The 24938-nt window shown below is 71.2% G+C and carries 23 protein-coding genes; 14 read left to right on the top strand and 9 right to left on the bottom strand.

Annotation, left to right across the window (positions count from 1 at the left end; translation table 11 throughout):
• Positions 1–64 precede the first annotated feature (64 nt).
• On the bottom strand, positions 65–697 hold the full coding sequence (locus ACGH52_RS12665) for a hypothetical protein (RefSeq protein WP_076974184.1): 633 nt from the start codon (positions 695–697) through the stop codon (positions 65–67).
• Between the two features lie 655 nt (positions 698–1352).
• Between ACGH52_RS12665 and ACGH52_RS12660 the strand changes: the two genes are divergently transcribed.
• The 14 genes from ACGH52_RS12660 (at position 1353) to ACGH52_RS12595 (ending at position 14666) form a co-directional block, all read left to right on the top strand.
• Entirely contained in the window at positions 1353–2363 is a 1011-nt protein-coding gene (locus ACGH52_RS12660) for an ATP-binding cassette domain-containing protein (protein WP_361461540.1), read from the top strand.
• Complete coding sequence (locus ACGH52_RS12655) at positions 2360–3124, top strand: ABC transporter permease (RefSeq protein WP_059299236.1); 765 nt, start codon at positions 2360–2362, stop codon at positions 3122–3124. Before ACGH52_RS12660 ends, ACGH52_RS12655 begins: the two co-directional genes overlap by 4 nt.
• Before the next feature lie 6 nt (positions 3125–3130).
• Positions 3131–3937: an ABC transporter permease gene (locus tag ACGH52_RS12650; protein ID WP_059299237.1), complete on the top strand. Its 807-nt coding sequence runs from the start codon at positions 3131–3133 to the stop codon at positions 3935–3937.
• Position 3938: 1 nt separating this feature from the next.
• Complete coding sequence (locus tag ACGH52_RS12645) at positions 3939–5204, top strand: MCE family protein (RefSeq protein ID WP_121704026.1); 1266 nt, start codon at positions 3939–3941, stop codon at positions 5202–5204.
• Positions 5201–6265: an MCE family protein gene (locus tag ACGH52_RS12640; RefSeq protein WP_076974181.1), complete on the top strand. Its 1065-nt coding sequence runs from the start codon at positions 5201–5203 to the stop codon at positions 6263–6265. Before ACGH52_RS12645 ends, ACGH52_RS12640 begins: the two co-directional genes overlap by 4 nt.
• A complete protein-coding gene (locus ACGH52_RS12635) occupies positions 6262–7314 on the top strand; it encodes an MCE family protein (protein WP_059299240.1) in 1053 nt (350 codons plus the stop codon). Before ACGH52_RS12640 ends, ACGH52_RS12635 begins: the two co-directional genes overlap by 4 nt.
• Entirely contained in the window at positions 7314–8348 is a 1035-nt protein-coding gene (locus tag ACGH52_RS12630; protein WP_399939107.1) for an MCE family protein, read from the top strand. The genes ACGH52_RS12635 and ACGH52_RS12630 overlap by 1 nt, the downstream gene beginning before the upstream one ends.
• Positions 8345–9481: an MCE family protein gene (locus ACGH52_RS12625; protein ID WP_399939104.1), complete on the top strand. Its 1137-nt coding sequence runs from the start codon at positions 8345–8347 to the stop codon at positions 9479–9481. The genes ACGH52_RS12630 and ACGH52_RS12625 overlap by 4 nt, the downstream gene beginning before the upstream one ends.
• The gene (locus ACGH52_RS12620; RefSeq protein ID WP_399939101.1) at positions 9478–10767 is read left to right on the top strand and encodes an MCE family protein; all 1290 of its coding nucleotides are present in this window, start codon (positions 9478–9480) and stop codon (positions 10765–10767) included. Before ACGH52_RS12625 ends, ACGH52_RS12620 begins: the two co-directional genes overlap by 4 nt.
• Entirely contained in the window at positions 10764–11276 is a 513-nt protein-coding gene (locus ACGH52_RS12615) for a hypothetical protein (protein WP_059299244.1), read from the top strand. The genes ACGH52_RS12620 and ACGH52_RS12615 overlap by 4 nt, the downstream gene beginning before the upstream one ends.
• Positions 11273–11950, top strand: coding sequence for a nuclear transport factor 2 family protein (locus tag ACGH52_RS12610; protein ID WP_121704031.1), 678 nt, complete (start codon positions 11273–11275; stop codon positions 11948–11950). The genes ACGH52_RS12615 and ACGH52_RS12610 overlap by 4 nt, the downstream gene beginning before the upstream one ends.
• A 2-nt stretch (positions 11951–11952) precedes the next feature.
• Entirely contained in the window at positions 11953–12492 is a 540-nt protein-coding gene (locus ACGH52_RS12605) for a nuclear transport factor 2 family protein (RefSeq protein WP_076974175.1), read from the top strand.
• A gap of 48 nt (positions 12493–12540) precedes the next feature.
• The gene (locus ACGH52_RS12600; RefSeq protein ID WP_121704032.1) at positions 12541–13317 is read left to right on the top strand and encodes a hypothetical protein; all 777 of its coding nucleotides are present in this window, start codon (positions 12541–12543) and stop codon (positions 13315–13317) included.
• 68 nt (positions 13318–13385) lie between these two features.
• A complete protein-coding gene (locus ACGH52_RS12595; protein ID WP_399939095.1) occupies positions 13386–14666 on the top strand; it encodes a lytic murein transglycosylase in 1281 nt (426 codons plus the stop codon).
• Between the two features lie 16 nt (positions 14667–14682).
• Here the strand turns inward: ACGH52_RS12595 and ACGH52_RS12590 are convergent, their stop codons facing one another.
• From ACGH52_RS12590 to ACGH52_RS12555, 8 genes are all read right to left on the bottom strand, one after another.
• Entirely contained in the window at positions 14683–16272 is a 1590-nt protein-coding gene (locus tag ACGH52_RS12590; RefSeq protein ID WP_399939092.1) for a pyridoxal phosphate-dependent aminotransferase, read from the bottom strand.
• Positions 16273–16388: 116 nt separating this feature from the next.
• Positions 16389–17537, bottom strand: coding sequence for an aldose epimerase family protein (locus ACGH52_RS12585; protein ID WP_399939089.1), 1149 nt, complete (start codon positions 17535–17537; stop codon positions 16389–16391).
• Positions 17538–17602: 65 nt separating this feature from the next.
• The gene (gene mmsB, locus ACGH52_RS12580) at positions 17603–18847 is read right to left on the bottom strand and encodes a multiple monosaccharide ABC transporter permease (RefSeq protein WP_076974171.1); all 1245 of its coding nucleotides are present in this window, start codon (positions 18845–18847) and stop codon (positions 17603–17605) included.
• On the bottom strand, positions 18844–20412 hold the full coding sequence (gene mmsA / locus ACGH52_RS12575) for a multiple monosaccharide ABC transporter ATP-binding protein (protein WP_076974170.1): 1569 nt from the start codon (positions 20410–20412) through the stop codon (positions 18844–18846). Before mmsA ends, mmsB begins: the two co-directional genes overlap by 4 nt.
• Before the next feature lie 32 nt (positions 20413–20444).
• Positions 20445–21554, bottom strand: a complete 1110-nt coding sequence (chvE, locus tag ACGH52_RS12570) for a multiple monosaccharide ABC transporter substrate-binding protein (protein ID WP_121701325.1) — start codon at positions 21552–21554, stop codon at positions 20445–20447.
• A 95-nt stretch (positions 21555–21649) separates the two neighbouring features.
• A complete protein-coding gene (locus ACGH52_RS12565) occupies positions 21650–22621 on the bottom strand; it encodes a hypothetical protein (RefSeq protein ID WP_076974168.1) in 972 nt (323 codons plus the stop codon).
• A gap of 135 nt (positions 22622–22756) precedes the next feature.
• Positions 22757–23773, bottom strand: coding sequence for a zinc-binding dehydrogenase (locus ACGH52_RS12560; RefSeq protein WP_076974167.1), 1017 nt, complete (start codon positions 23771–23773; stop codon positions 22757–22759).
• Entirely contained in the window at positions 23770–24936 is a 1167-nt protein-coding gene (locus tag ACGH52_RS12555; protein WP_059299255.1) for a mandelate racemase/muconate lactonizing enzyme family protein, read from the bottom strand. The genes ACGH52_RS12560 and ACGH52_RS12555 overlap by 4 nt, the downstream gene beginning before the upstream one ends.
• Positions 24937–24938: the final 2 nt, after the last annotated feature.

The following is a 24938-nucleotide window of genomic DNA, read 5'->3' as shown; positions in this document are numbered from 1 at the left end:
CGCGGCACGGGGCCCGCGAACGCCCGGCCGGGGTGCCGGCCGGGCGGACGGACGGATCGGCGGCCTACGGGTTGGAGCCGACGATGGTCGGGATGGCGCCGGTGCTGGCCACCGTCACGGCGTAGTTGCCCTTGAAGGTGGGCTTGGTGGCGGTCGTGACGATCGCCCCGCAGTTGACGGGGTTGGTGACCGTCAGTTCACCCGCGGTGCTGTTGACCGCCAGGACACCGGTGGAGTTGGTGTAGGTGGCCGAGGCCTTGCCCGTCACCGTGAACTTGCAGGCGCCGGCGGTCACGTTGGCCTTGACGTTGCCGACGTGGCCCTTGGTGACGCCGGTGGAGGAGTTGTAGTCCACCGCGATGACGTCCCACGGGGTGACGGACGTGGTGGTGACGTTGCCCAGGACACTGGTGCACGGCGAGCCGGACGCGCCGAAGTTCATGGTGGTGATGTCGGCGACGTCACCGGGGTTGCCGGTGGCGCTCGCCATCGTCCCGGCCGCGTTCGAGGTCGTGCACGTCATGGGGATGGTGGCGGTCAGCACGATGTTGCCGACGTTCACGGCCTTGAAGGCGGCCGGCGAGGGGTTGACCGTCCACACCGTGGAGGGCACCGCCGAGGACGGGGCGGCGGCGAGACCGAGTGCCGACGCGGCCGCACACACCACGAGGGCTGACCTTCTGATGCTCTTCTTCATGACTCGGGACTCTCCTTGAGGGTCGACCTGCATTGCGCCGTGACGTTACTCGCCGGAAACATAGCCGAACAATGCGGCAGTCCATGATTCTTTGAAAAGTGGAACAAGCTGTTTCCGGGGTGAGTGAATCGCGATTCCTCTTAGTCACCTGGTGCCAAGGTCGAAGTGCCCGGACCGCGCCCCTCCCGCACCGCGACCGTCGCACGCGCCGGGGTTCCCGTACTCACCCGATGACAAGTTGCCGAGTGGTTTTTGTGCCTTGACTGACAGGTTCCGCAGGGCCTGAGTCGGTATCCCGGAAAACTCCGATTCCGGTGTTGCCCGCCGAGGTTACTCGGCCGTAACGTGCCGGTGCGGTGCTCGGTTCCTGGTCGGTGGCCCCCGTCGGCCGGAGCCATGGCGGACGCGTCCGGGCCCCACATCCCGTCGGGCCGGGAGGTCCGCCGGCGGGGTCCCGCGGGATCCACACCCCCCGGAACCGCGAGACCCTGCCCTGTCTCCCCGGAGACAAGTGCGGGGCGGGCGGGTTGTCTGCGCGGTGACAAGTTCCACCGGGGCGCCGGTGATCCGTGCCGCACCCGTTGTCAGTGCGCTCCGGGCCGACTTAACGTGCGGGCCCGCAGCGCGTATCCGATTGGCGTCCGCTGGAGGTGATATGGGAATCGAAGTAGTGGTCGAGGGTCTGACCAAGTCCTTCGGTAAGCAGAGCATCTGGCGGGACGTGTCACTCACTCTTCCGGCCGGAGAGGTCAGCGTGATGCTGGGCCCGTCCGGAACCGGTAAGACCGTTTTCCTGAAGTCGCTCATAGGGCTGCTCAAACCCGAGAAGGGCCGTGTCCTCATCAACGGGGTGGACATGGTGAACAGCCCCGAAAGAGACATCTTCGAGACCCGTAAACTGTTCGGTCTCATGTTTCAGGACGGCGCCCTCTTCGGCTCCATGTCCCTTTTCGACAATATCGCCTTCCCGCTGCGCGAACACACCCGCAAGAAGGAGTCCGAGATCCGCCGCATCGTCATGGAGCGGATCGAGGTCGTCGGGCTGCTGGGCGCGGAGGGAAAACTCCCGGGAGAGATCAGCGGAGGCATGCGCAAACGGGCGGGACTGGCCCGCGCGCTCGTCCTCGACCCGCAGATCATCCTGTGCGACGAGCCGGACTCCGGACTCGACCCGGTCCGCACCGCCTACATCTCCCAGCTGCTGATCGACCTGAACGCACAGCTCGACGCGACGATGCTGATCGTCACCCACAACCTCGACATCGCCGCCACCGTGCCCGACAACATGGGGATGCTCTTCCTGCGCGAACTCGTCACCTTCGGCCCGCGCGAGGTGCTGCTCACCAGCGACGAGCCGGTCGTGTCCCAGTTCCTGGGCGGCCGGCGCGAGGGGCCCATCGGGATGTCCGAGGAGAAGGACGCGGCCACCCTCGCCGCCGAGGCGGACGCCGCCCCCGCGGCCCCCGCCGCGCCCCGGGTGATCGTGCCGCAGCTGGAGCCCTCGCCCGGCCTGCCGCCGCGCCGGGCCGTCGCCCGCCGACGCGAGCGTGTCCTGGGCATGATCGACACCTTGCCGCCGGCCGCGCGGTCCGCCATCCGGGCCACCTACGCCAAGGACTCCGAGGCGGCCACCCTGCCGATGCCCACCGCCGGGAGCGGCGCGTGATCACCGGCGCGCTGCGGCAGACCGGGCGGCTCTTCGCGCTCGCCGCCGAAGTCGTCCGGGCCGTCTTCCGAAGACCCTTCCAGTTCCGTGAGTTCGTCGAGCAGTTCTGGTTCGTCGCGAGCGTGACCATCCTGCCCGCCGCCCTGGTCTCGATCCCCTTCGGCGCCGTCATCGCCCTCCAGGTCGGCTCCCTGACCGAGCAGCTGGGCGCCCAGTCGTTCACCGGCGGCGCCAGCGTCCTCGCCGTCGTCCAGCAGGCCAGCCCGCTCATCGTCGCCCTGCTCATCGCCGGTGCCGGCGGCTCGGCCATCTGCGCCGACCTCGGCTCCCGCAAGATCCGCGAGGAACTCGACGCCATGGAGGTCATGGGCGTCTCGCCGGTGCAGCGGCTGGTCGTGCCCCGGGTGCTGGCCGCCATGGGCGTCGCCGTCCTGCTCAACGGCCTGGTCTCCGTCGTCGGCATCCTCGGCGGCTACTTCTTCAACGTCATCATGCAGGGCGGCACCCCCGGCGCCTACCTCTCCAGCTTCTCCGCCCTCGCCCAGCTGCCCGACCTCTACGTCAGCGAACTCAAGGCGCTGGTCTTCGGGTTCATCGCGGGCATCGTCGCCGCCTACCGCGGCCTCAACCCGCGCGGCGGCCCCAAGGGCGTCGGCGACGCCGTCAACCAGTCCGTCGTCATCACCTTCCTGCTGCTCTTCTTCGTCAACATGGTGATGACGGCCGTCTACCTCCAGATCGTCCCGCCGAAGGGAGGCTGAGGACCGATGGCCTCCCCGCTCGTCTGGCTCGACCGCTCCGGCGACCAACTCCTCTTCTACGTCCGGGCCCTGCTGTGGATCCCGCGGACCCTGCGCCGCTATCTCAAGGAGGTGCAGCGGCTGCTGGCCGAGGTGGCCTTCGGCTCCGGCGGCCTCGGCGTCATCGGCGGCACCATCGGCGTGATGATCGCGATGACGCTCTTCACCGGCACCGTCGTCGGACTCCAGGGCTACGCGGCCCTCGACCAGATCGGCACGGCCGCGTTCACCGGCTTCGTCTCCGCCTACTTCAACACCCGCGAGATCGCCCCCCTGGTCGCCGGACTCGCCCTCTCCGCGACCGTCGGGGCCGGATTTACCGCGCAGCTCGGCGCCATGCGCATCAACGAGGAGGTCGACGCGCTGGAGGGCATGGGCATCCGCTCCATGCCGTACCTCGTCACCACCCGCATCATCGCGGGCGTCGTCGCCATCATCCCGCTCTACGCCATCGGGCTGCTCTCCTCCTACCTCGCCTCCCGCTACGTGACCGTCCTGTTCAACGGGCAGTCCCGGGGGACCTACGACCACTACTTCGACCTCTTCCTCTCCCCGACGGACGTCCTGCTCTCCGTACTGAAGGTGCTGATCTTCAGCGTGATGGTGATCGTCGCCCACTGCTACTACGGCTACCGCGCCTCCGGCGGCCCCGCCGGTGTCGGTGTCGCCGTCGGCCGGTCCGTGCGCAACGCCATCGTGCTGATCAGCGTCACCGACTTCTTCCTGTCGCTGGCCCTGTGGGGCGCGACCACGACCGTGAAGGTGGCGGGGTGAGATGCGCGGACCCCGAGGAGCACGTGGGCAGACACTGCGCCACCGGCTGGCCGGAGTGGTGTTCGTGCTGGTGCCCGCCCTGCTGATCTGGCTGGCCGTCGCCGTCTACGACAAGAAGTTCACCGACTCCGACCCCGTGGTCGTCGAGACCGGCAGCGCCGGAAACCAGATGCACCCGGGCGCCGAGGTGAAACTGCGCGGCGTCGTCGTCGGCGAGGTCCGCGCCATCCACGCCAGCGGCGACGGCGCCCGGCTCACCCTCGCCATGAAGCCCGGCGCGCTGGACGACGTACCGTCCGACGTCCGCGCCCAGATGCTGCCCACCACCCTGTTCGGCGAGCGGTTCGTGGCCCTCGTACCGCCCCCGGACCCCTCGCCCGAACCCCTGGCCGCCGGGGCCGTCGTCCCCCAGGACCGGTCCGCGAACGCCATCGAACTCCAGCAGGTGCTCGACGACGTCCTGCCGATGCTCACCGCCGTCCAGCCGCAGAAGCTCTCCGCGACCCTGTCCGCCGTCTCGCAGGCCCTCGAAGGACGCGGGGAACGGCTCGGCGACACGCTCACCCTGCTGGACGAGCACCTGGCGGAGTTCAACCCCCACCTGCCCGCCCTCAACCGCGACCTCAAGGAACTCGTGAAGGTCAGCCATGTCTACGCGGACGCCGCGCCCGACATCATCACGGCGCTCACCGACTTCACCACCACCAGCGGGACCCTCGCCGAGCAGGAGGCGGAACTCGCCGCCACCCTCGGCGCCACGACCCGGACGGCCGAGGACGTGACGTCCTTCCTGCGCGAGAACAAGGACAACATCATCCGGCTCGGCGACACCAGCCGCCCCACCCTGGAGCTGCTCGCCGAGTACTCCTCGTCCTTCCCCTGCACCCTGCGCACCCTCGCCGACTTCGTGCCGGCCATGGACAAGGCGCTCGGCAAGGGCACCGACCGGCCCGGTATCCACGTGGACGTGACCACCGTCGCCTCCCGGGGCGCCTACCGGCCAGGGCGCGACACCCCGGTGTACGACTCCGGCGGCGGGCCCCGCTGCCCCTCCGTGCCCTACCTCGGCGCCCTGCCCCGGCCCGCCGCGCAGACCGCCACCCCCGCGGCCGAGCAGGACCTCGGGCCCGCCAACTCCCCGCAGGAGAACGACCTCGTCAACGAACTCCTCGCCCCCGCCGCCGGGAAGAGCCCCGACGACCTGCCCGACTGGAGCAGCCTGCTCGTCGGCCCCGTCTACCGCGGTACGGAGGTGACCCTCGGATGACCGGCGCCGACCACGCGCACACCCGGCGCCGCCCGCTGACCGGACCGCTGGTCAAGTCCCTCGTCTTCGTGGTGGTCACCGCCCTCGCCACCACCGTGCTCGGCCTGAGCGTCGCCGGCACCAGTGTCGACTCCGGCAGCGGCGCCGACACCTACAAGGCCCTGTTCACCGACGTCACCGGACTCACCGACGGCGACAGCGTGCGGATCTCCGGGGTGACGGTCGGCGAGGTGACCGACGTACGCGTGGTGCACCGGCGCACCGCGCAGGTCACCTTCACCGTCCGCGACGACCGCAGGCTGCCCCGGTCGACCACCGCCGCCGTGAAGTACCTCAACATGGTCGGCCAGCGCTACGTCGCCCTCGAACGCGGCAGCGGCGACCTCACCGGCACCCTCCCGGAGGGCGGCACCGTCCCGCTGGACCGCACCACGCCCGCGCTCGACCTGACCCTGCTCTTCAACGGCTTCAAGCCGCTGTTCGAGGGACTCTCCCCGAAGGACGTCAACGAACTCGCCGGATCGATCGTGCAGGTGCTCCAGGGCGAGGGCGCCACCGTCGACAGCCTGATCCGGCACATCGGTTCGCTCGGCACGACCGTCGCCGCCAAGGACAAGGTGATCGGCCAGGTCGTCGAGAACCTCACCACCGTCCTGGACACCCTCAACGACCGCGAGGACGGCTTCGACGACCTCGTCGTCACCCTCCAGAAGCTCGTCAGCGGCTTCAACCAGGACCGCAAACCCCTCGGCGAGGCCGTCACCGCCATGGGCGACCTGACCACCGTCACCGCGGACCTCCTGGAGGACGGGCGCGCCCCCCTCAAGAAGGACATCCGGGAACTGGGCCGGCTCTCCACCAACCTCGGCGAACACACCCCGCAGATCGAGGACTTCCTGGAGAAGACCCCCGCCAAGATGTCCGCCCTGGCCCGCCTGTCCTCCTACGGATCGTGGTTCAACCTCTACCTCTGCGAGGCGCGCGTGAGCGGAGTGACCACCTCCGACGGATCGAAGCCGCCGACCGGCATCGCGATCACCGAATCGAGGTGCCGCGGATGAACCGCCCCCGCGGCAGGCCGCGCATCAAGCCGGTCAAGGAGCGCAATCCCGTCGCCGTCGGTGTCGCCGGACTGCTCGTCCTCACCCTCATCGCCCTCCTCGCCTACAACGTCGACCGGCTGCCGTTCGGCGGCGGCACCGCCTACAGCGCCGACTTCTCCGAGGCCGCCGGCCTGGACGAGGGCGACGAGGTGCGCATCGCCGGTGTCAAGGTCGGCCAGGTCACCGGCGTCGCGCTCGACGGCGCCAAGGTCAAGGTCACCTTCGAGGTCGAGGACGCCTGGCTCGGCGACCGGACGACCGCCGCCATCGCCATCAAGACCGTCCTCGGCGACAAGTACCTGGCGCTCGACCCGCTCGGCTCCGGCCGCCAGGACCCGGGCACCCGCATCCCGCTCGCCCGCACCACGTCCCCGTACGACGTGACCCAGGCCTTCCAGGACCTCAGCGGCACCGTCGACGCCATCGACACCGGGCGGCTCGCGGAGAGCTTCGAGACCATCTCCGACACCTTCAAGGACTCCCCGCCGCACGTGCGCAAGGCGGCCACCGGACTGTCCGACCTGTCCAAGTCGATCTCCAAGCGCGATGCGAAGCTGTCCGAACTCCTCAAGGGCAGCGCCGAGTTCACCAAGACGCTGGAGAACAACAAGTCCAGTTTCGAGACCCTCATCGAGGACGGCGGCCCGCTGCTCGGCGAACTCCGCGACCGCCGCACCGCCATCAGCGCCCTGCTCAAGGGCAGCCAGGACCTCGGCACCGAACTCGGCGGCCTCGTCAAGGACAACGAGAAGCAGCTCGGCCCCACCCTGAAGGCGCTCGGCCGCGTCACCAGCGTCCTGGAGAAGAACAACACCCAGCTCGGCGAGACCCTCGCGCTGGTCGGCCCGTACTACCGCCTGGTCGGCAACACCCTGGGCAACGGCCGCTGGTTCGACAGCTACCTGTGCGGCGTCGTGCCCCGCGACTACCTGCCCGCGACCTCCCAGCCCGAGACCGGATGCCTGCCGCCGAAACAGCCCGCGGCGGCCCAGGGGAGCGGTGAGTGATGACCCGACGCCGAAAGATCCTCACCGGGGTGCTCGTCCTCGTGGTGCTCGCCGCGGGCGGCCTGGTCGCCGCCCGCGTCCTCGCACCCGACGGCACCCGCGTCACCGCCTACTTCGACCGCGCCATCGGCGTCTACGCCGGGTCCGACCTGCGCATCCTCGGAGTGCGCGTCGGCGAGGTGGAGTCGGTGGACCCCGAGGGCACCAGGGTCCGCGTCGGCCTCCGCCTGGACGAGGGGATCAAGGTCCCCAGGGACGCGCGGGCCGTCGTGGTCGCGCCCAGCGTCGTCGCCGACCGCTACGTGCAGCTCACCCCCGCCTACCGCGACGGCCCGGCCCTCGCCGAAGACGCCGTACTGCCCGCCTCCCGCAACCACGTCCCCGTCGAGATCGACCAGATCTACGACTCCATCACCGAACTCGGCGACGCGCTCGGCCCGGACGGCGCCAACTCCGACGGTGCCCTGTCCGAACTGCTGCGGACCGGCGCCGACAACCTCGACGGCAACGGCGAGGCCATCGGTGACAGCGTCGAGGAGTTCGGCAAGGCGGCCAAGACCCTCGACGGCAGCAGCGGCGACCTGTTCAGGACGCTCGGCAGCCTGCAGACCTTCACCACCATGCTGAAGAACAAGGACACCGACGTGCGCACCGCCCAGGAACGCCTGGACGACGTCGTCAGCTTCTTCGCCGACAACAAGGACGACCTCACCGGCGCGCTGGAGGAACTCGGCAAGGCCCTCGGCCAGGTCAAGACCTTCATCGAGGACAACCGGGGCGAGCTGAAGAAGAACGTCGACCGGCTCGTCCCCATCACCCGGACCCTGGTCGAGCAACGGGCCTCGCTGGCCGAGGCGCTGGACGTGGCACCGCTGGCCGCCGGCAACGTCGTGAACGCCTACAACCCCGACACCCGCACCCTCGACGGCCGCGGCAACCTCAACGAGATCAGCATGGGCGGCCCGCTGCTGCCGCTGCCCGTGGCCGGGGCGACAGACGACGCGACCGACGCGGAGCAGGGGGCGGGGCGATGAGGCGCGGCAGGATCGGCGCGGGCCGGGCCGCGGGCCTCACCGCCGGCGCACTGACCGCCCTCGGACTCGCCCTCGCCCTCACCCTCGGCGGGGTCACCGTCGTACCGAGCGGCTTCGACGGCATCGAGGACCTGCCGCTGCCCGGCGGCGCCGACCTCGGCGAGGACCCCTACACCGTCACCGCGGAACTCCAGGACGTGCTCAGCCTCGTCCCGCACGCCGCGGTACGGGTCAACGACGTCGCCGTCGGCCGGATCACCGGCATCGAACTCGGCGAGGACGACTGGTCGGCCCGCGTCACCATGGAGATCAACGGCGATGTGCGGCTGCCCGCCGACGCCACCGCCCGGCTCGAACAGTCCAGCCTGCTGGGCGAGAAGTACATCCAGCTCGTCGCCCCCGCCAAGGAGCGGGGAACCGGCCGGCTGACCGACGGCAGCGTCATCCCGCTCTCCCGCACCGGCCGCAACACCGAGGTCGAGGAGGTGTTCGGCGCGCTGTCCCTGCTCCTCAACGGCGGCGGCGTCAACCAGCTCAAGACCATCACCCGGGAGCTGAACGCCGCGCTCGGCGGCCGCGAACCCGAGGTCCGCTCCATGCTGAAACGGGTCAACACCCTGGTGGGCGACCTCGACGACCACCGCGGGGACATCACCGACGCCCTCGACGCCGTCAACCGGCTCTCCTCGACCCTCGCCACCCGCAAGGACGACGTCGGCACCGTCCTCACCGACCTCTCGCCCGGACTGAAGACGCTGGAGCAGCAGCGCGGCTCCCTGCTGACCATGCTGCGCTCCCTCGACACGCTGTCCGGCGTCGCCGTCTCCACCATCAACGCGAGCAAGGACGACATGATCGCCGACCTCAAGGCCGTCGCGCCGACGCTGAGGGCCCTGGCCGACGCGGGCACGGACCTGCCCGACTCGCTCCAGGTGCTGCTGACGTACCCGTTCACCGACGAGGTGCTGCGCGGGGTGAAGGGCGACTACCTCAACACCTACCTGAGCATGGCCGCCGTACCCGGGACCCAGGTCATCCCACCGCTGGTGCCCGGGGACGCCCCGGCGAAGAAGCGGTCCTCCGCGCCCCTGCCGCTGCCCTCCGTCTCCGAGTCCGGAGGTGACCGCGGGTGATCACCCTGGCCGTACGGCTGAAGAACCTCGCCTTCCTCGTCGTCGCCGTCCTCGCCCTGTCCTACCTCGGCATCCGCTACGCCGACCTCGGCCGGTACGTGGGCGTCGCCGACTACTACACCGTGGACGTCCGACTGCCCCGCACGGGCGGCCTCTTCACCCACTCGGACGTGACCTACCGGGGCGTCTCGGTGGGCCGCGTCGGCCCGATCGGCCTCACCGCCGAGGGCGTCGTCGCCGAACTCCGCATCAAGAAGTCCGCGCCCCGCATCCCCGCCGACACCAAGGCCGTGGTCGCCGGGCTGTCCGCCGTCGGCGAGCAGTACATCGACCTGCGGCCCGAGAGCGACGGCTCCCCCTACCTCGCCGACGGCACCCGCATCGAACAGGCCGACACCGAGGTGCCCGCACCGGTCACCGACGTCCTCACCAGCGTCGACGACCTCGTCAGTTCCGTGCCGCTGGAGGATCTGCGCACGGTCGTCGACGAGTTCGGCAAGGCCTTCGAAGGACACGGCGACGACCTCCAGGTGCTGCTCGACAGCGGCAGCGACTTCGTGGCGGCCGCCGACCGCGCCCTGCCGTCCACCAGCCTGCTCATCCACGACGGCGAGACCGTCCTGCGCACCCAGGCCCAGGAGTCGCAGGCCATCCGCGACTTCGCGGTCGGGGCCAAGGACCTGGCCGCCGCGCTCAAGGGATCCGACGCCGACCTGCGCCGCCTGCTCGCGGTCACCCCCGAGGCCGCCACCCAGGTCAGCGGCCTGCTGCGGGACCTCGACCCGAGCCTCGGCGTCGTCCTCGCCAACCTCCTGACCACGTCCGAGGTCGCCGTCACCCGGCAGCGCGGCATCGAGGAACTCCTCGTGACCTACCCGGCGGCCGTCGCCGCGGGCGCCACCGCCGTCGACGAGGGCAAGCTGAACCTCGGCCTGGCCGTCACCTTCTTCAGCCCCCTGCCCTGCACCGACGGCTACGGCGCCACGCGCTACCGCAACGGCCTCGACCTCGGCACCGCGCCCGCCCTCAACACCGACGCGGCCTGCACCGCCCCGGCGTCGAGCGGCAAGAACGTGCGCGGCTCGGCCAACGCCCCGAAGAGCGGCCCGGTGCCCGACCCGGCCAGGCCCGGCTCCCTGCCCTCCGGCAGCGGCGGCCGGACCACCCCGGCGAGGGACGGCACCCCGGCGGCCCTCCCCGGCGCGCTCGCCCTGCCCGGACAGAGCGGTGAGGCACCGGCCGGCCTGACCGGTCTCCTCGCCCCGGCCACCGGGAGCACGCGATGAGGCGGGCCGGGATCCTCACCGGGGCGGCGCTCGTGCTGGCCCTCGGCGTCTGCGGCACCGGCGCGTGGACGTACGCCGAGGCCCGCACCGACGACGCGCTCGCCTACGGCCGGGAACGGGACGCGGCGCTCGCCGACGGGCGGGACGGCATCGCCGTACTCACCACCCTCGACGCCTCCACCCGGCAGCGGGCGGAGCGGAGCATCCGGGACTGGCGTGCCGTCTCCACCGGGCCGCTGCGCGAGGAACTCGGCGACACCGAGGCGGCGGCCGGGACCTCGGCGCGCGGCACGGTCACCGAGGCCGCCGTCACCGCCCTCGACACGCGGTCCGGCACGGCCAAGCTCATCGCCACCGTACGCGTCCAGGTCACCCCCGCCGGGACGAAGAAGCCGTCCACCGACCGCAAACGCCTGGAGGCCGTCCTGGCCCGCACGGGCGAGGGGGAGTGGAAGGTACGGGCACTGAGCGCCGTGCCGGTGGCGGAAGGGAAGGGCGAGGAGCGATGACACCGACGTGGCTGCTGCGCAGGGGCGCCGCACCGGAGCCCGGCACGCAGGACGAGCGGGGCCCGGACACGGACACGGACACCGCGGACGCCTCCGCCGAGCCGGAGCCCGCCGAGCCGGAGCCCGCCGGGGACGCGCCCGCCGGGGACGAGCCCACCGAGAAGGGCGCGACGCACGGGCGCCTGCGGAGGGCGGCCCTGGTCGCGACCGCCGCGGTCCTCGTCCTCGGCGGCTGCGGATTCCTCTACGGCGCCCACCAGTTGAGGTCCCAGGCACCCGCCCGCAACCACGCGCTCACCGACACCGAGGCCACCACCCGCGTCGCGGGCGACGTCGGCGACGCCCTCGCCCGGATCTTCTCCTACACACCGGACGGCACCGCCGCCGCCCGGCGCTCCGCGAGCACCGTCCTCGACGGCCGCGCCGCCCGCCAGTACGAGACCCTCTTCGCCCGGGTCCGCGACGACCTCGCCGAGCAGCGCGTCACCCTGAGCACCCGGGCCGTCCGCACCGGAGTGATCGAACTCGACGGCGACCGGGCCCGCCTGCTGGTCTTCCTCGACCAGACCTCCCACCGGGACAAGGGCAAGGCCACCACGGCGGCGGCCCAACTCACCGTCACCGCACGCCTCGACGACGACCGGTGGCGGATCGTCGACATCAAGGCCCGCTGACCATGCGCGGGAGACTGGAGCACCCCATGAAACGCGCGGTCCCGGCCCTGGCCCTCGCCCTCACCCTCGTGGCGGGCGGTTTCGCCGCCTGGGCCGGCCAGGACTGGTACGGAGCGGCCCACGACGAGCAGGCCGCCTACGCCGCCCAGCGGGACGCGGCACTCTCCGCCGGTGAGCAGGCCGTGCAGAACCTCAACACGCTCGACCACCGCGAACTGAACCGCGGCCTGGACCTGTGGGAGTCGTCGACCACCGGCGAACTGCACGAACAACTCGCCTCCGGACGCGACGAGTTCGCCGCCCAGGTGAAGGAGGCCAAGACGGTGAGCACCGCCCGGGTGCTGTCCGGCGCCGTCACCGAACTCGACGACCGCGCCGGACGCGCCCGCGTGCTGGTCGCCCTGCGCGTCACCGTCAAGGCGGCCGACGGGGCGAAGAGCGACAAGGACAGCCGCATGCTCGGCGAACTCACCCGGACCGACGGCCGGTGGAAGCTGAGCGCACTGGGACAGGCACCCGTCGGCGGCACATCGACCGGCTGACCCGGTTCCGTACCGCGAAGCCGGCCGCAGCGAGGAGGACACCGCACCATGTCGACGACCCGTCACCACATCAACCGCCAGCGGCGCCGCCAGGCCCGCGAGACCCGGCCCGCCGCCTCCGCGGGGCACCCGGAACGCACCGAGGGCACGCCACTCGGCACCGGTACGCGCGGCACCACAGCCGTCCTGGAGCCCACGGAGGCCGCCACCGCCGACCCGGCCACGGACGAGGCGGACCCGAAGGCCACCGGGACCCGGCCACGCCGCCGCCCCCCGCTCCTCGCGCTGCTCTGCGCGCTCACAGTGCTCCTCGGCGGCTTCGCGGGCTGGGCGCACGCGGAGGCCGAGGGGCTCAGGTCCGAGCCGGCGCGGAGCAACACCGCGCTGACCGACCTCGCCCGCACCAGCGAGATCAAGGGACAGGTGGCCAAGGCCGTCGACCGGCTCTTCTCCTACGACCACGCGGACCCCGGCGCCCTCGACGAGGCGGCCAAGGAACTCCTGACGGGCAAGGCCGTCGACCAGCACCGCGACCTGCTCGCCGACGTCCGCGCGCGGGCCGACGAGCAGAAGGCGGTGATCACCACGACGGTCACCGAGAGCGCGGTCGAACGCATCGACGGCGACCGCGCCCGGGTCCTCGTCTACGCCGACCAGAGCAGCGTCGCCACCACCGGGAAGAAGGCCGCGACGGACAAGAAGAGCGAGGCGGGCGAGGGGGCCGGGCAGGACGAGGGCGTGTACGCGGCGGCCATGCTCGCCGTCGACGTCGTGCACCGCGACGGACGCTGGCGGGTCTCCGCCCTCGACACCTTCGGCCGCTGAACCGCACGACCGACCACCCGCACGAGCGCCCCCCCGCATCTCCGACGGAACCGACAGGAGTGACGACCATGTCCGTACGCCGTGCCCGACGCCTGTACCGCGGGCGGGCCCGCAAGGGACTGCGCACGACCGCCCTCGCGGTGGCGGCCATGGCGGCCCTCACCGCGTCCCAGGCCCCCGGCCTCACCGGCTCCGAGGAGGACACCCACGCGGGACCGGCGGCCGACGACCTGAGCCTGCCGACGACGGACGGCCCGTTCGCCGAACTCGCCCCGCCGGGTGACGGCTCCTACCACACCGAACTCCCGCCCTTGAGGACACGCGACGGCGGACCGGCCGCCGCTCCCGCGCTCGGGCCGCAGATCCGCGCCCAGTCGGGCATCCCGGCCACCGTGCTGCGCGCCTACCGCGCCGCCGAGACCGCCGTCGGCGGGACGGACCCGGGCTGCCGGCTGCCCTGGGAACTGCTCGCGGCGATCGGCAAGGTCGAGTCCGGCCAGGCGCGCGGCGGCGCGGTCGACCGCAACGGCACGACCCTCGGCCGTATCACCGGACCGCCGCTCGACGGACGGGGCTTCGCCCTGATCCGGGACACGGACGGCGGCGCCCACGACGGCGACACCGTCTACGACCGGGCGGTGGGACCGATGCAGTTCCTGCCGTCCACCTGGGCCCGCTGGGGCGCGGACGGCAACAGGGACGGCCGGGCCGACCCGAACAACATCTTCGACGCGGCGCTGGCGGCCGGGCACTACCTGTGCGCCGGCGACCGGGACCTGGGCCGGGCGGCGGATCTGGACCGGGCGGTCCTCAGCTACAACAACTCCCGCACCTACCTCGAACTCGTCCGACACTGGCTGGAGTTCTACAGCCGGGGAGTCCACACCGTCCCCGACGGCAAGGGCGTCGTCCCGAAGAGCCCCGGCGCGGGCGGCGACACCCCGGCGACCGAGCCCGTCGACGGCGAGAGCGGCGGCAGCGGCGGCGGCAACGGCGGTGGCCACGGGGGCGGGAACGGCGGCGGAGGCGCGGACGACGGCATCGACATCGGCCCGGACCCGAGCACCACGCCGAGCCGCCCGGGACCCTCCGTGTCCACGTCCCCGTCCCGGCCCGTGCCGTCCACGGCTCCGGACCCGTCCTCCCCGACGGTCCCGGGCCCTTCCCAGCCGTCCACCGAGTCCCCGGGCCCCTCGCCGGACCCGACCGGACCGAGCCCTTCGCCGACCCCGACGGACGGCTGTGCCACGGAACCGGCGTCCCCGTCCTCGTCTCCCGACCCCACCCCCTCCCCGACGGACCCGCCCTGCCCGACCCCGTCGGGCTCTCCGGCCGCCCCGGCCGGGTAGGGCCACCCGGCGCGGATCAGCCCGCCCGGCCCATCCCCGCCGCGTTCGGCCAGCCCGTCGCCGGGACCGACTCCAGGCCGTCGGTGCCCCGGACCTGGGCCGCGGTGAGGCCGCCGCGGGCCGGGACGCCGGGCGGGGTGGGCCCGAACGGCGGCGGGTACGCGGCGGCAGCGGCGGGCGCCGGAACCGGGGCGGGCGCGGGCTGCGGGACCGGTGCCGGGTGGGGGACCGGTGCCGGGTGGGGGACCGGCACCGGCCCGGGATACGGCACCGGCTGGGGGCCCGGCACCGCGGCGGGCAGCGGCACACCGGTGCCGGTGCCGGGGGACGGAGCGGCGGCGAGCCCCGGGGCACCGGCACCGGCGGTCTGGGCGGTGATCGCGCGCATACCGGAACCGTTGGTCTCGTACATCAGGCGGTCCACCGCCGCCGTGCCCGAGCTGTAGCCGGTCCCTGTGGCCGGCCCGGGCACGGCGGCATCCCTCCCGGCCCCGTAGAGCACCTGTTCCAGGCCGGACACCAGGCGACGCACGTCCCCCTGGGGGCGCACCACGAGACGCAGGAAGCGGCTGGACGAACCGATCTTGTTGCCGCACTCCCGGACCAGCACCCGGTGCTCGGTGAGCATGCGGTCGCGCACGGCGGTGCCCTCCGCGCCCACGGGGAGGCGGACGAAGAGGAAGTTGCCCTGGGAGGGGTACACGGTCAGGCCGGGCAGCGCGGACAGCTGGGCGGCCATCTCCAGGCGGTCGCGGCGCACCTGGTGCAGGCTCCGCGCGTACTCGGGGCCGTGGTCGCGCAGCATGAACACCACGTACTCCGCGAAGGAGTTGAGGTTCCACCTGGGCAGCATGGCGCGCACCCGGCCGGCGAGCGCCGGGTTGGCGACCAGGTAGCCGAAGCGGATGCCGTGCAGCCCGAAGTTCTTGCCGAGGCTGCGCAGCACGACGACGTTGGGGCGCAGCATCGCCTCCTGGACCACGCTGGGTTCGGCCTCCGCGTCGGCGAACTCCAGGAAGGACTCGTCGACCACGACCAGGTCCCGGTCGGCCATCGCGTCCATGAACTGCACCAGCGCCTGCTTGTGCAGGTAGCCGCCGTCGGGGTTGTTGGGGTTGCAGACGACCACGGCCCGGGTGCCCCTGGCCCGGACGAACTCGCCGTAGCGGGCGAGGTCGAGGGCGAAGCCGCCGGCCTCCTGGAGCGGGAACATGTCGACCCGCTTGCCGGTCTCCATGGGCTGGTCGGTCCAGCGGCCGAAGGTGGGGACGGGGACGGCGAGGGACTCCCGGACCAGCAGGTGGTCGATCCAGGTGATCAGCTCCGTGGAGCCGTTGCCCATCGCCACGCACTGCGGCGGGAGCTGGAGCAGGCTGCACAGCTCGGCGGTGATGGTGTCGGCGCTGCTCGGGTAGTACGTGATGATGTCGCGCAGCCGGCCGGCCATCTCGTCGAACATCGCCGGGGTGGGGAAGTACGGGTTGCAGGGGATGCAGAAGTCCACCGGACCGGCGCCCGCCGCCTCGCCGCTCTCCCGCGCCAGCGCCGCCATCGAGGGGCTGTGCGCCGCGGTGCTGCGGAACAACGAGGTGACGTTGCCGGACAAGTGGACCTCCGTAAGTGGGCGGCCCGCGCGGGGGACGCGGGCCGCCCTTGTATACGGAGGCGGACGGGGCACCGTTCAACACGTGTGAAGAAAGTGTGCCCGCGTCCTGCCGTCGGCTACGCGTCGAACGAGTGCACCGTCGACGTCCGGTAGGTCTCGCCGGGCCGCAGCACGGTCGACGGGAACGACGGCTGGTTCGGCGAGTCCGGGAAGTGCTGCGTCTCCAGGCACAGGGCGTCGCCCTGGCGGTAGAGGGAGCCGCCGGTGCCGGTCAGGGTGCCGTCGAGGAAGTTGCCCGAGTAGAACTGCAGGCCGGGCTGGTCGGTGGCGATGCGCAGGGTGCGGCCGGAGCCGTTCTCGCGCAGGGTGGCGATGTGCTCGGGGCGGTCGGTGATGCCCTTGTCGAGCACCCAGTTGTGGTCGAAGCCCTTGGCGGTGACCAGCTGCGGGTGGGCGTCGCGGATGTCCCGGCCGATCGGCTTGGACCGGCGGAAGTCGAAGGGCGTGCCGGAGACCCGCGCCAGCTCGCCGGTGGGGATCAGACCGGCGTCGGTGGGGGTGTAGCGGGAGGCGGCGATCGACAGCTCGTGGTCCTCGATCGTGCCGCTGCCCTCGCCGGCCAGGTTCCAGTAGACGTGGCTGGTGAGGTTGACGACGGTGGCCTTGTCGGTGGTGGCCTCGTAGTCGATGCGCCAGTCCCCGCGCCGGGTGAGGGTGTACGTCACCTTCGCCCTGAGCGTGCCTGGGTAGCCCATCTCGCCGTCGATGCTGGTGTAGTGGAGCACCAGGCCGGTGTCGGAGCCCTCGGTGAAGGGCTCGACGTCCCACACCCGGTAGTCGAAGCCCAGGGCGCCGCCGTGCAGGGAGTTCTCCCCGTCGTTGACGGAGAGCTGGTACTCCTTGCCGTCCAGGGTGAAGCGGCCCTTGGCGATGCGGTTGCCGTACCGCCCGATCAGGGCGCCGAAGTGCGGGCTGCGGGCGACGTAGTCGTCGAGGTTGTCGAAGCCCAGGGAGACGTTCGCGTAGCGGCCCCGGCGGTCGGGGATCTCCAGGGACTGCACGACGCCGCCGTACGACAGCACCTTCATCCGCGTGCCGCCGTTCTCCAGCGACCAGCGGTACACCTTCGTCCCGTCGGCCAGCTTGCCGAAGAGTTCCTTCACCGGTTTCCTGCCTCCCGACGCGTGCGCCGTGCCGCCGACCGCGGTGGCGGCCACGCCGGCCGCGGCCGCCGACGCGATGACCGTTCGTCTGCTCAGTTCCATGTGCGGCTCCTGTACTTCCGTGAAAAGAAGCGGGCCCCGCCGTCGGTGGCGGGGCCCGAGATCCGTTACGAACCGACCCTGCGCTTGTTCCACACGTCGAACCCGACCGCCGCCAGCAGCACCGCGCCCTTGATGACCTGCTGCCAGTCGGTGCCGATGCCGACGAGGTTCATGCCGTTGTTCAGCACGCCGAGGACCAGGCCGCCGATGATCGCGCCGAGGACCGTGCCGACGCCGCCGCTCATCGACGCGCCGCCGATGAACGAGGCGGCGATGGCCTCCAGCTCGAAGTTGAGGCCCGCCTTGGGCGAGGCCGCGTTGAAGCGGGCGGCGAAGACCAGACCCGCCAGGGCCGCGAGCATGCCCATGTTCAGGAAGACCAGGAAGGTGACCTTCTTGTCCTTGACGCCCGACAGCTTGGCCGCGGGCAGGTTGCCGCCGATGGCGTAGATGTGGCGGCCGATGATCGCGTTGCGCATCAGGTAGCCGAAGCCGACCACCAGCACGCCCAGGATGAGCAGCACGATCGGGGCGCCCTTGTAGCTGGCCAGCAGCATCGTGACCACGAGGACCGCGGCGACCAGCGCGACCAGCTTGAGCAGGAACAGCTTGACCGGCGGCACGTCGAGGGAGAACTCCTGCTGCCGCTTGCGGTCGCGGACCTCCTGGTACACCACGAAGGCGATCAGGGCGAAGCCCAGCAGCAGGGTGAGGTTGTGGTAGTTGGTGTTCGGGCCGACCTCGGGCAGGAAGCCGTTGGCGATCTTCTGCAGGTCCTTCGGGAACGGGCCGAGGGTCTGGCCCTCGAGGAAGATCTCCGTCAGACCGCGGAAGAGCAGCATGCCCGCGAGGGTCACGATGAACGACGGTATGCCGAGATAGGCGATGAAGAAGCCCTGTACGGCGCCGGCGGCGGCGCCGATGGCCAGGCAGAGGATCACCGCCACCGGCCAGGGCAGATCGTGGTTGACCATCAGGACGGCGGCCGTCGCGCCGACGAAGGCGGTCAGTGAGCCCACCGACAGGTCGATGTGGCCGGCGATGATGACGAGCATCATGCCGATCGCGAGGATCAGGATGTAGCTGTTCTGCAGCACCAGGTTGGAGACGTTGCGCGGCAGCAGCAGGTCGCCGTCGGACCACACCGCGAACAGCACCACGATCAATCCGAGGGCCATCAGCATGCCGTACTGGCGCATGTTGCGGCGCATGCCGTCGAGCATCAGCTGCAGCAGGCCGCCGCCGGAGGCCGAACCCTCATCGCCGGGCGGCGCCGGTGCCGGGGTCTTGGCGGTCAGGTCGGTGCTCATCGGCTTACCTCTTCGTCCTTCCGGTCCAACTTGTCCTTCGTCATCTGCCGCATCAGCGCTTCCTGCGAGGCCTCGGCCCGCGAGAACTCACCGGTCAGCCGTCCCGCGGCCATCGTGTAGATGCGGTCGCACATGCCGAGCAGCTCCGGCAGTTCGGAGGAGATGAACACGACCGCCTTGCCCTCGGCCGCCAGGCGGTCGATGACCGTGTAGATCTCGTACTTGGCGCCCACGTCGATGCCGCGCGTGGGTTCGTCCAGGATCAGCACCTCGGGACCCGCGAAGATCCACTTGCTGAGGACGACCTTCTGCTGGTTGCCGCCGGACAGCTTGCCGACCGGCTCGAAGACGGTCGGCGCCTTGATGTTCATCGACTTGCGGTAGTCCTCGGCGACCTGCCGCTCGCCGTGCTCGTCGACCACGCCCCGCTTGGAGACCTTGCCCAGCGCGGACAGCGAGATGTTCCGGTTGATGGTGTCGATGAGGTTGAGGCCGTAGTGCTTGCGGTCCTCGGTGACGTACGCGATCCCGTGCCGGACCGCCTCCGGGACGGTCTTCGTCCGGATCTCCTTGCCGTCCCTGAGGACCGTGCCGCCGGCGTGCCGGCCGTAGGTGCGGCCGAAGACGCTCATCGCCAGTTCGGTGCGGCCGGCGCCCATGAGTCCGGCGATGCCGACGATCTCGCCGCGGCGTACCTCGATCGAGACGTCGTCGACGACCTTGCGCTGCTGGTCGATGGGGTGGTGCACGGTCCAGTTGCGGATCTCCAGGGCCGGGGCCGCGCCCTGCTCGGGCTGGTGCGGGGTCCGGTCCGGGAAGCGGTTCTCCAGGTCGCGGCCGACCATGCCGCTGATGATCCGGTCCTCGGTCGTCTCCGCCGCCTTCACGTCGAGCGTCTCGATGGAGCGCCCGTCGCGGAGGATGGTGACCGAGTCGGCGACCCGGCGGATCTCGTTGAGCTTGTGGGAGATGATGATCGAGGTGATGCCCTGCTCCTTCAACTGAAGGATCAGGTCGAGGAGTTTGCCGCTGTCCTCGTCGTTGAGCGCCGCCGTCGGCTCGTCGAGGATGAGCAGCTTCACCTTCTTCGACAGCGCCTTGGCGATCTCCACCAGCTGCTGCTTGCCGACGCCGATGTCGGCGACGCGGGTCTCGGGGTGCTCGTCGAGACCGACCCGGCGCAGCAGCTCGGTGGCGTGCCTGAGGGTGTCGTTCCAGTTGATCAGTCCGCGCTTGGCGTGCTCGTTGCCGAGGAAGATGTTCTCCGCGATCGACAGGTAGGGCACCAGCGCCAGCTCCTGGTGGATGATCACGATGCCGTGCTGTTCGCTCGCCCGGATGTCCTTGAACCGGCAGGTCTCGCCCTCGAAGAGGACCTCGCCTTCGTAACTGCCGTGCGGATGGACGCCGGAGAGCACCTTCATCAGGGTCGACTTGCCGGCGCCGTTCTCGCCGCAGATGGCGTGGACCTCGCCCTGGCGAACGGTCAGCGTGACGTCCGACAGCGCTTTGACACCGGGAAAGGTCTTGACGATCGAGCGCATTTCCAGGACGGGTCCCGCCATGGTCGTGCCTTCCAATCCTTGTCGGGGCCCGCTTAGTTGAGCTTGTCCGCGGAGTAGTAGCCGCCGTCGACCAGGATCTTCTCCCAGTTGCTCTTGTCGACGCTGACCGGCTGCAGCAGGTAGGCCGGGACGACCTTGGAGCCGTTGTCGTACGACTTGGTGTCGTTGACCTCGGGCTTCTTGTCGTCCAGGACCGCGTCGACCATGTTCGCGGCGACCTTGGCGAGCTCGCGCAGGTCCTTGAAGACGGTCTGGGTCTGCTGGCCCGACTTGATCGACTTCACCGAGGCGATCTCGGCGTCCTGGCCGGTGACGATCGGCATGGCCTTGCTTCCGGAGCCGTAGCCGTCCGACTTCAGGGCGGACAGGATGCCGATGGAGATGCCGTCGTAGGGCGAGAGCACCGCGTCGACCCGGGCGCTGCGGTAGCTGGAGGTGAGCAGGTCGTCCATGCGCTTCTGCGCGGTGCCGCCGTCCCAGCGCAGGGTGGTGACCTGGTTGAGGGCGGTCTGCTTGGAGCGGACGACCAGCTGGCCCTTGTCCATGTAGGGCTTCAGGACCTTCATCGCGCCGTTGAAGAAGTACCTGGTGTTGTTGTCGTCGTTGGAGCCGGCGAACAGCTCGATGTTGAAGGGGCCCTTCTTGCCCGCCTTCAGACCGAGCTTGTCGACGATGTAGCCGCCCTGCAGCTCGCCGACCTTCTCGTTGTCGAACGAGGCGTAGTAGTCGACGTTCTCGGTGCCGAGGATCAGCCGGTCGTAGGAGATGACCGGGATGTCGGCGTCCTTGGCCTGCTGCAGGACGTTGTTGAGCGACTTGTTGTCGATCGCGGCCACGATCAGGGCGTCCACGCCCTGCGTGATCATGTTCTCGATCTGCGAGACCTGCTGGTCCGGGTCGTCCTCGCCGAAGACGAGCTTGGTCTCGAAGCCCTTGGCCTTCAGTTCCTTCTCGACGTTGGCGCCGTCGGTGATCCAGCGCTCGGAGGACTTGGTCGGCATCGCGATGCCCACGGTGGCGCCGTCGCTGCCTCCCTTGTCCTCCTCGCTGCCGCCCTCGCTGTTCTGGCCGCAGGCGGTCAGCGTGAGGGCGAGCGAGGCGGCGGAGGCTATCGCGGCGAGTGCGGCTCTGCGGTTGCGCATGGTCATCATCCTTGATGTGAGGACTGGGTCGGCGAGGCAGGTGTGTGGGATTGTGCGCGGTCGTGTCGTCTTTTGAGAAGGGAGTTTCCGGAACGTTATGACGAGATCTCGAACCGGTTGAGCGAGCCCGGCAGCCGGGTGCCGAGCGGCGCCATGTCCCCTCCCGCTCCGTGCCGGGCGAGCAGGTCCAGGGCGAGCCGACCGCGCCGCACCCGCTCCTTCGCGGTGGCCAGCGTCAGTTCCCGCAGGTGGTGGCCGTACGGATAGATCCCCGGCGCCTTGGACAGGCCGAACTTCAGGTACAGCGGGGCGCCGCGCCGGATCAGCTCGGCGACCTCGTACATGCGCACATAGCCGCCGAGGTCGTCGGGAGCCTCGATGTACATGTCCATCGGCGCGGCCGAAACCCGTCGTATTTCGGTCAGGTGATCCAGCGTCAGGTCGCTGGGCACGTTGACGGAGTCGGCGCCGAGCCGCTCGTACACCGCGTACGAGGCCGGGTTGACCGGTCCGACGAGTGCCGAGAGCTTCAGCGTGGTGTCGGCGGGGAGGATGCCGGCCGCGCGGGCCCGGTGCAGCGTCCACAGCACGCCCTCGTCGGCGACGAGCAGGCACGTGACGCCCAGCTCGGTGGCCCGCACCGCGTCCTCGACGCACCCGGCGACCGCGTCGTGACCGCGTGCGCGCAGGCCCGCGCCGCCCGAGTCGGTCCGGGTGGAGCCGCCGATGTCCCAGGTGCCGCGCGGCCCGGTGAACAGGCAGAGTTCGATGTCGCGTTCGGCGGTGGCCTCGACCATCTCGGTGATCTCGGCGTCGGTCAGCATCCACACGCCGCTGCCCTGGCTGATCCGGTGGATCGGCACGTCGAGGCGCGAGGACTCCTTGAGCACCACGCCCAGCGCCTCCGGCCCCTCGCAGGAGGGGATCTCGGTGCGCCAGCGGCCGCCGCCCGGGAAGGAGTGCGGCGAGGCGTCGGCGGGATCGGGATCGGGCGCGGCCAGGCCGAGCGCGGTGAGGGCCTGCTCACCGGGCCTGCGTGCGGCGGCCGTGGCGGAAGCGTCGGTCACAAGCGTTCCTTAGTGTTCGATATGTCGGACGAAGTTCGCGGCCATCGGCATGGGCGGCTTGGGCGCGCGCTGTCCGGTCCGGTGGGTGTACGCCGGTGCGGAGGCCGTCAGGTCGCCCCCGCACCGGCGTACGGCTCAGGGGTGGGCGTCCGGGCGCAGCAGCACCTTGCCGACCTTCGGGTCGCCGGAACCCACCAGCGCGATGGCCTCCGAGAAGTCGGCGAGCGGCAGTTCGTGCGTCACCAGGGGCCGCGGATCGAGCAGACCGGCCGCGAAGACCCGCACCGTGTGCGCCCAGGCGTCCGGCGGCGCCCCGAAGACCGTGTGCACTTCCAGCTGCCGTACGACCAGGTCGGTCGGGTCGAGGCCGTCGGCGCCCGGCGCCGGGATGCCGGTCAGCACCAGTCGCCCGCCCCGGCGCAGCAGCGCGGCGGCGGTGCGGGCGGCGTCCGCGGACCCGGCGGTCTCGATCACGACGTCGAAGTCGTCCGGGAGCGGCTGGTCCTTGGTGCGGAAGCCGGTCGCGCCGAACTGCCGCGACAGCGCCTCCCGGTCGCCGCGCGTGCCGACGACCAGCAGCTCGCCCGGGGAGGCGGCGCGCAGGAACTGCACGGCGAACATGCCGAGCGTGCCCGTGCCGACCACGGCGACCCGCTCGCCGGGCCGGGCGTTCGCCTTCAGCGCGGCGGCGGCGACACAGGCCGCGGGCTCCAGCAGGGCCGCGGCGGTGAGGTCGGCGTCCTCGGGCAGGACGTGCAGCAGCCGGGCGGGCAGCGTCAGCGTCGGCGCCATGGCGCCCGGCTGGGTGAACCCGGTCTCCTCGTACCCGGCCGTGCACAGCGTCGTCTCGCCCGCGTGGCAGCGGTCGCACACCTGGCAGTTGCGGAAGCCCTCGCCCACGGCCTTCCGGCCGACGAGGGAGCCCGGCACCCCGGTGCCGACCCGCTCCACGGTCCCGGACCACTCGTGCCCGGGGGTGAGCGGGTAACGCACGTACCCCTCGGGCCGGTTGCCCTGGTAGACCTCCCGGTCGCTGCCGCAGATCCCGGCGGCGTGCACCCGCACCAGCGCCTCGCCGGGCCCCGGTTCACGCGGCTCGTGCGGCACGAGCCGGTGCTCGCCCGGCGCCTCGACGAGGACCGCGCCGCTCACGCCCCGGTTCCCTTCGGGGCGCGCTTCTCCCAGCCCTCGGCCCACAGGTCGAACCGCGCCTGCTGCTGCGGGAACTCGGCCGCCGCGTCGGTGTCCAGCTCCACCCCGAGACCGGGCGCGTCGGACAGGTGGAAGCACCCGTCCTCCGGGTCGACCTGCGGCGCGCCCTTCACCACCTTCTTGATCTCCGCGTCCGCGAAGTCGTTGAAGTGCTCCAGGATCTTGAAGTTCGGCGAGGTGAACCCGACCTGGAGCGAGGCCGCGGTGAGCACGGAGCCGCCGACGTTGTGCGGGGCGATGAGCGTGTAGTGCGTCTCGGCGGTCGCCGCCAGCTTCCTGGTCTCCCAAATACCGCCGATGTGGCCGACGTCGGGCTGGATGACGTCCACCGACTGGTCCTCGAACAGCTCGCGGAACTCGATCCGGTCGTGGATGCGCTCACCGGTGGCGACCGGGATCTCCACCTTCTCGGCGACCTTCTTCAACGCCCTGAGGTTCTCCGGCGGGACCGGCTCCTCCAGCCAGGCCGGCTTGAACGGCGCGAGTTCACGCGCGAGCCGGACGGCCGTGGAGGGCGAGAACCGGCCGTGCATCTCCAGCATCAGCTCGGCGTCGGGCCCGATGGCGTCCCGCACGGCCTCGATCAGCGACACGGCGTAGTTCGTCTGCTGCTGATCCAGCTCGAAGTGCCCGGTGCCGAACGGGTCGATCTTCAGTGCCCGGTACCCGCGCTCCATGACCCCCTGCGCGGCCTTGTGGTACGCCTCCGGCGTCCGCTCGGTGGTGTACCAGCCGTTGGCGTACGCCTTGACCCTGTCGGTGACCTTCCCGCCCAGCAGCTGCCACACGGGGACGCCGAGGGCCTTGCCCTTGATGTCCCAGCAGGCCATCTCGACCACCGCGATGCCGGACATCACGATCTCGCCCGCGCGGCCGTAGTCGCCGTACTTCATGCGGCGCACCAGGTCCTCGACAGCGAACGGGTCGGAACCGAGAATGTGGTTGGCCTCGGCCTCCTTCAGATAGCCGAGGAGCGCGTCGGTGTGCCCCAGCATCCGGGTCTCGCCGACTCCGGTGACGCCCTCGTCGGTGTGCACCTGGACGTAGGTCAGGTTGCGCCACGGCGTCCCGACCACGTGTGTGCTGATTCCGGTGATGCGCACGG

The sequence above is a fragment of the Streptomyces sp. BBFR25 genome (assembly GCF_044590125.1).
Classification (GTDB): Bacteria; Actinomycetota; Actinomycetes; order Streptomycetales; family Streptomycetaceae; genus Streptomyces; species Streptomyces canus_D.
Note: the sequence above shows the minus strand (reverse complement) of the source record. Positions and strands in the feature narration are given on the sequence as shown.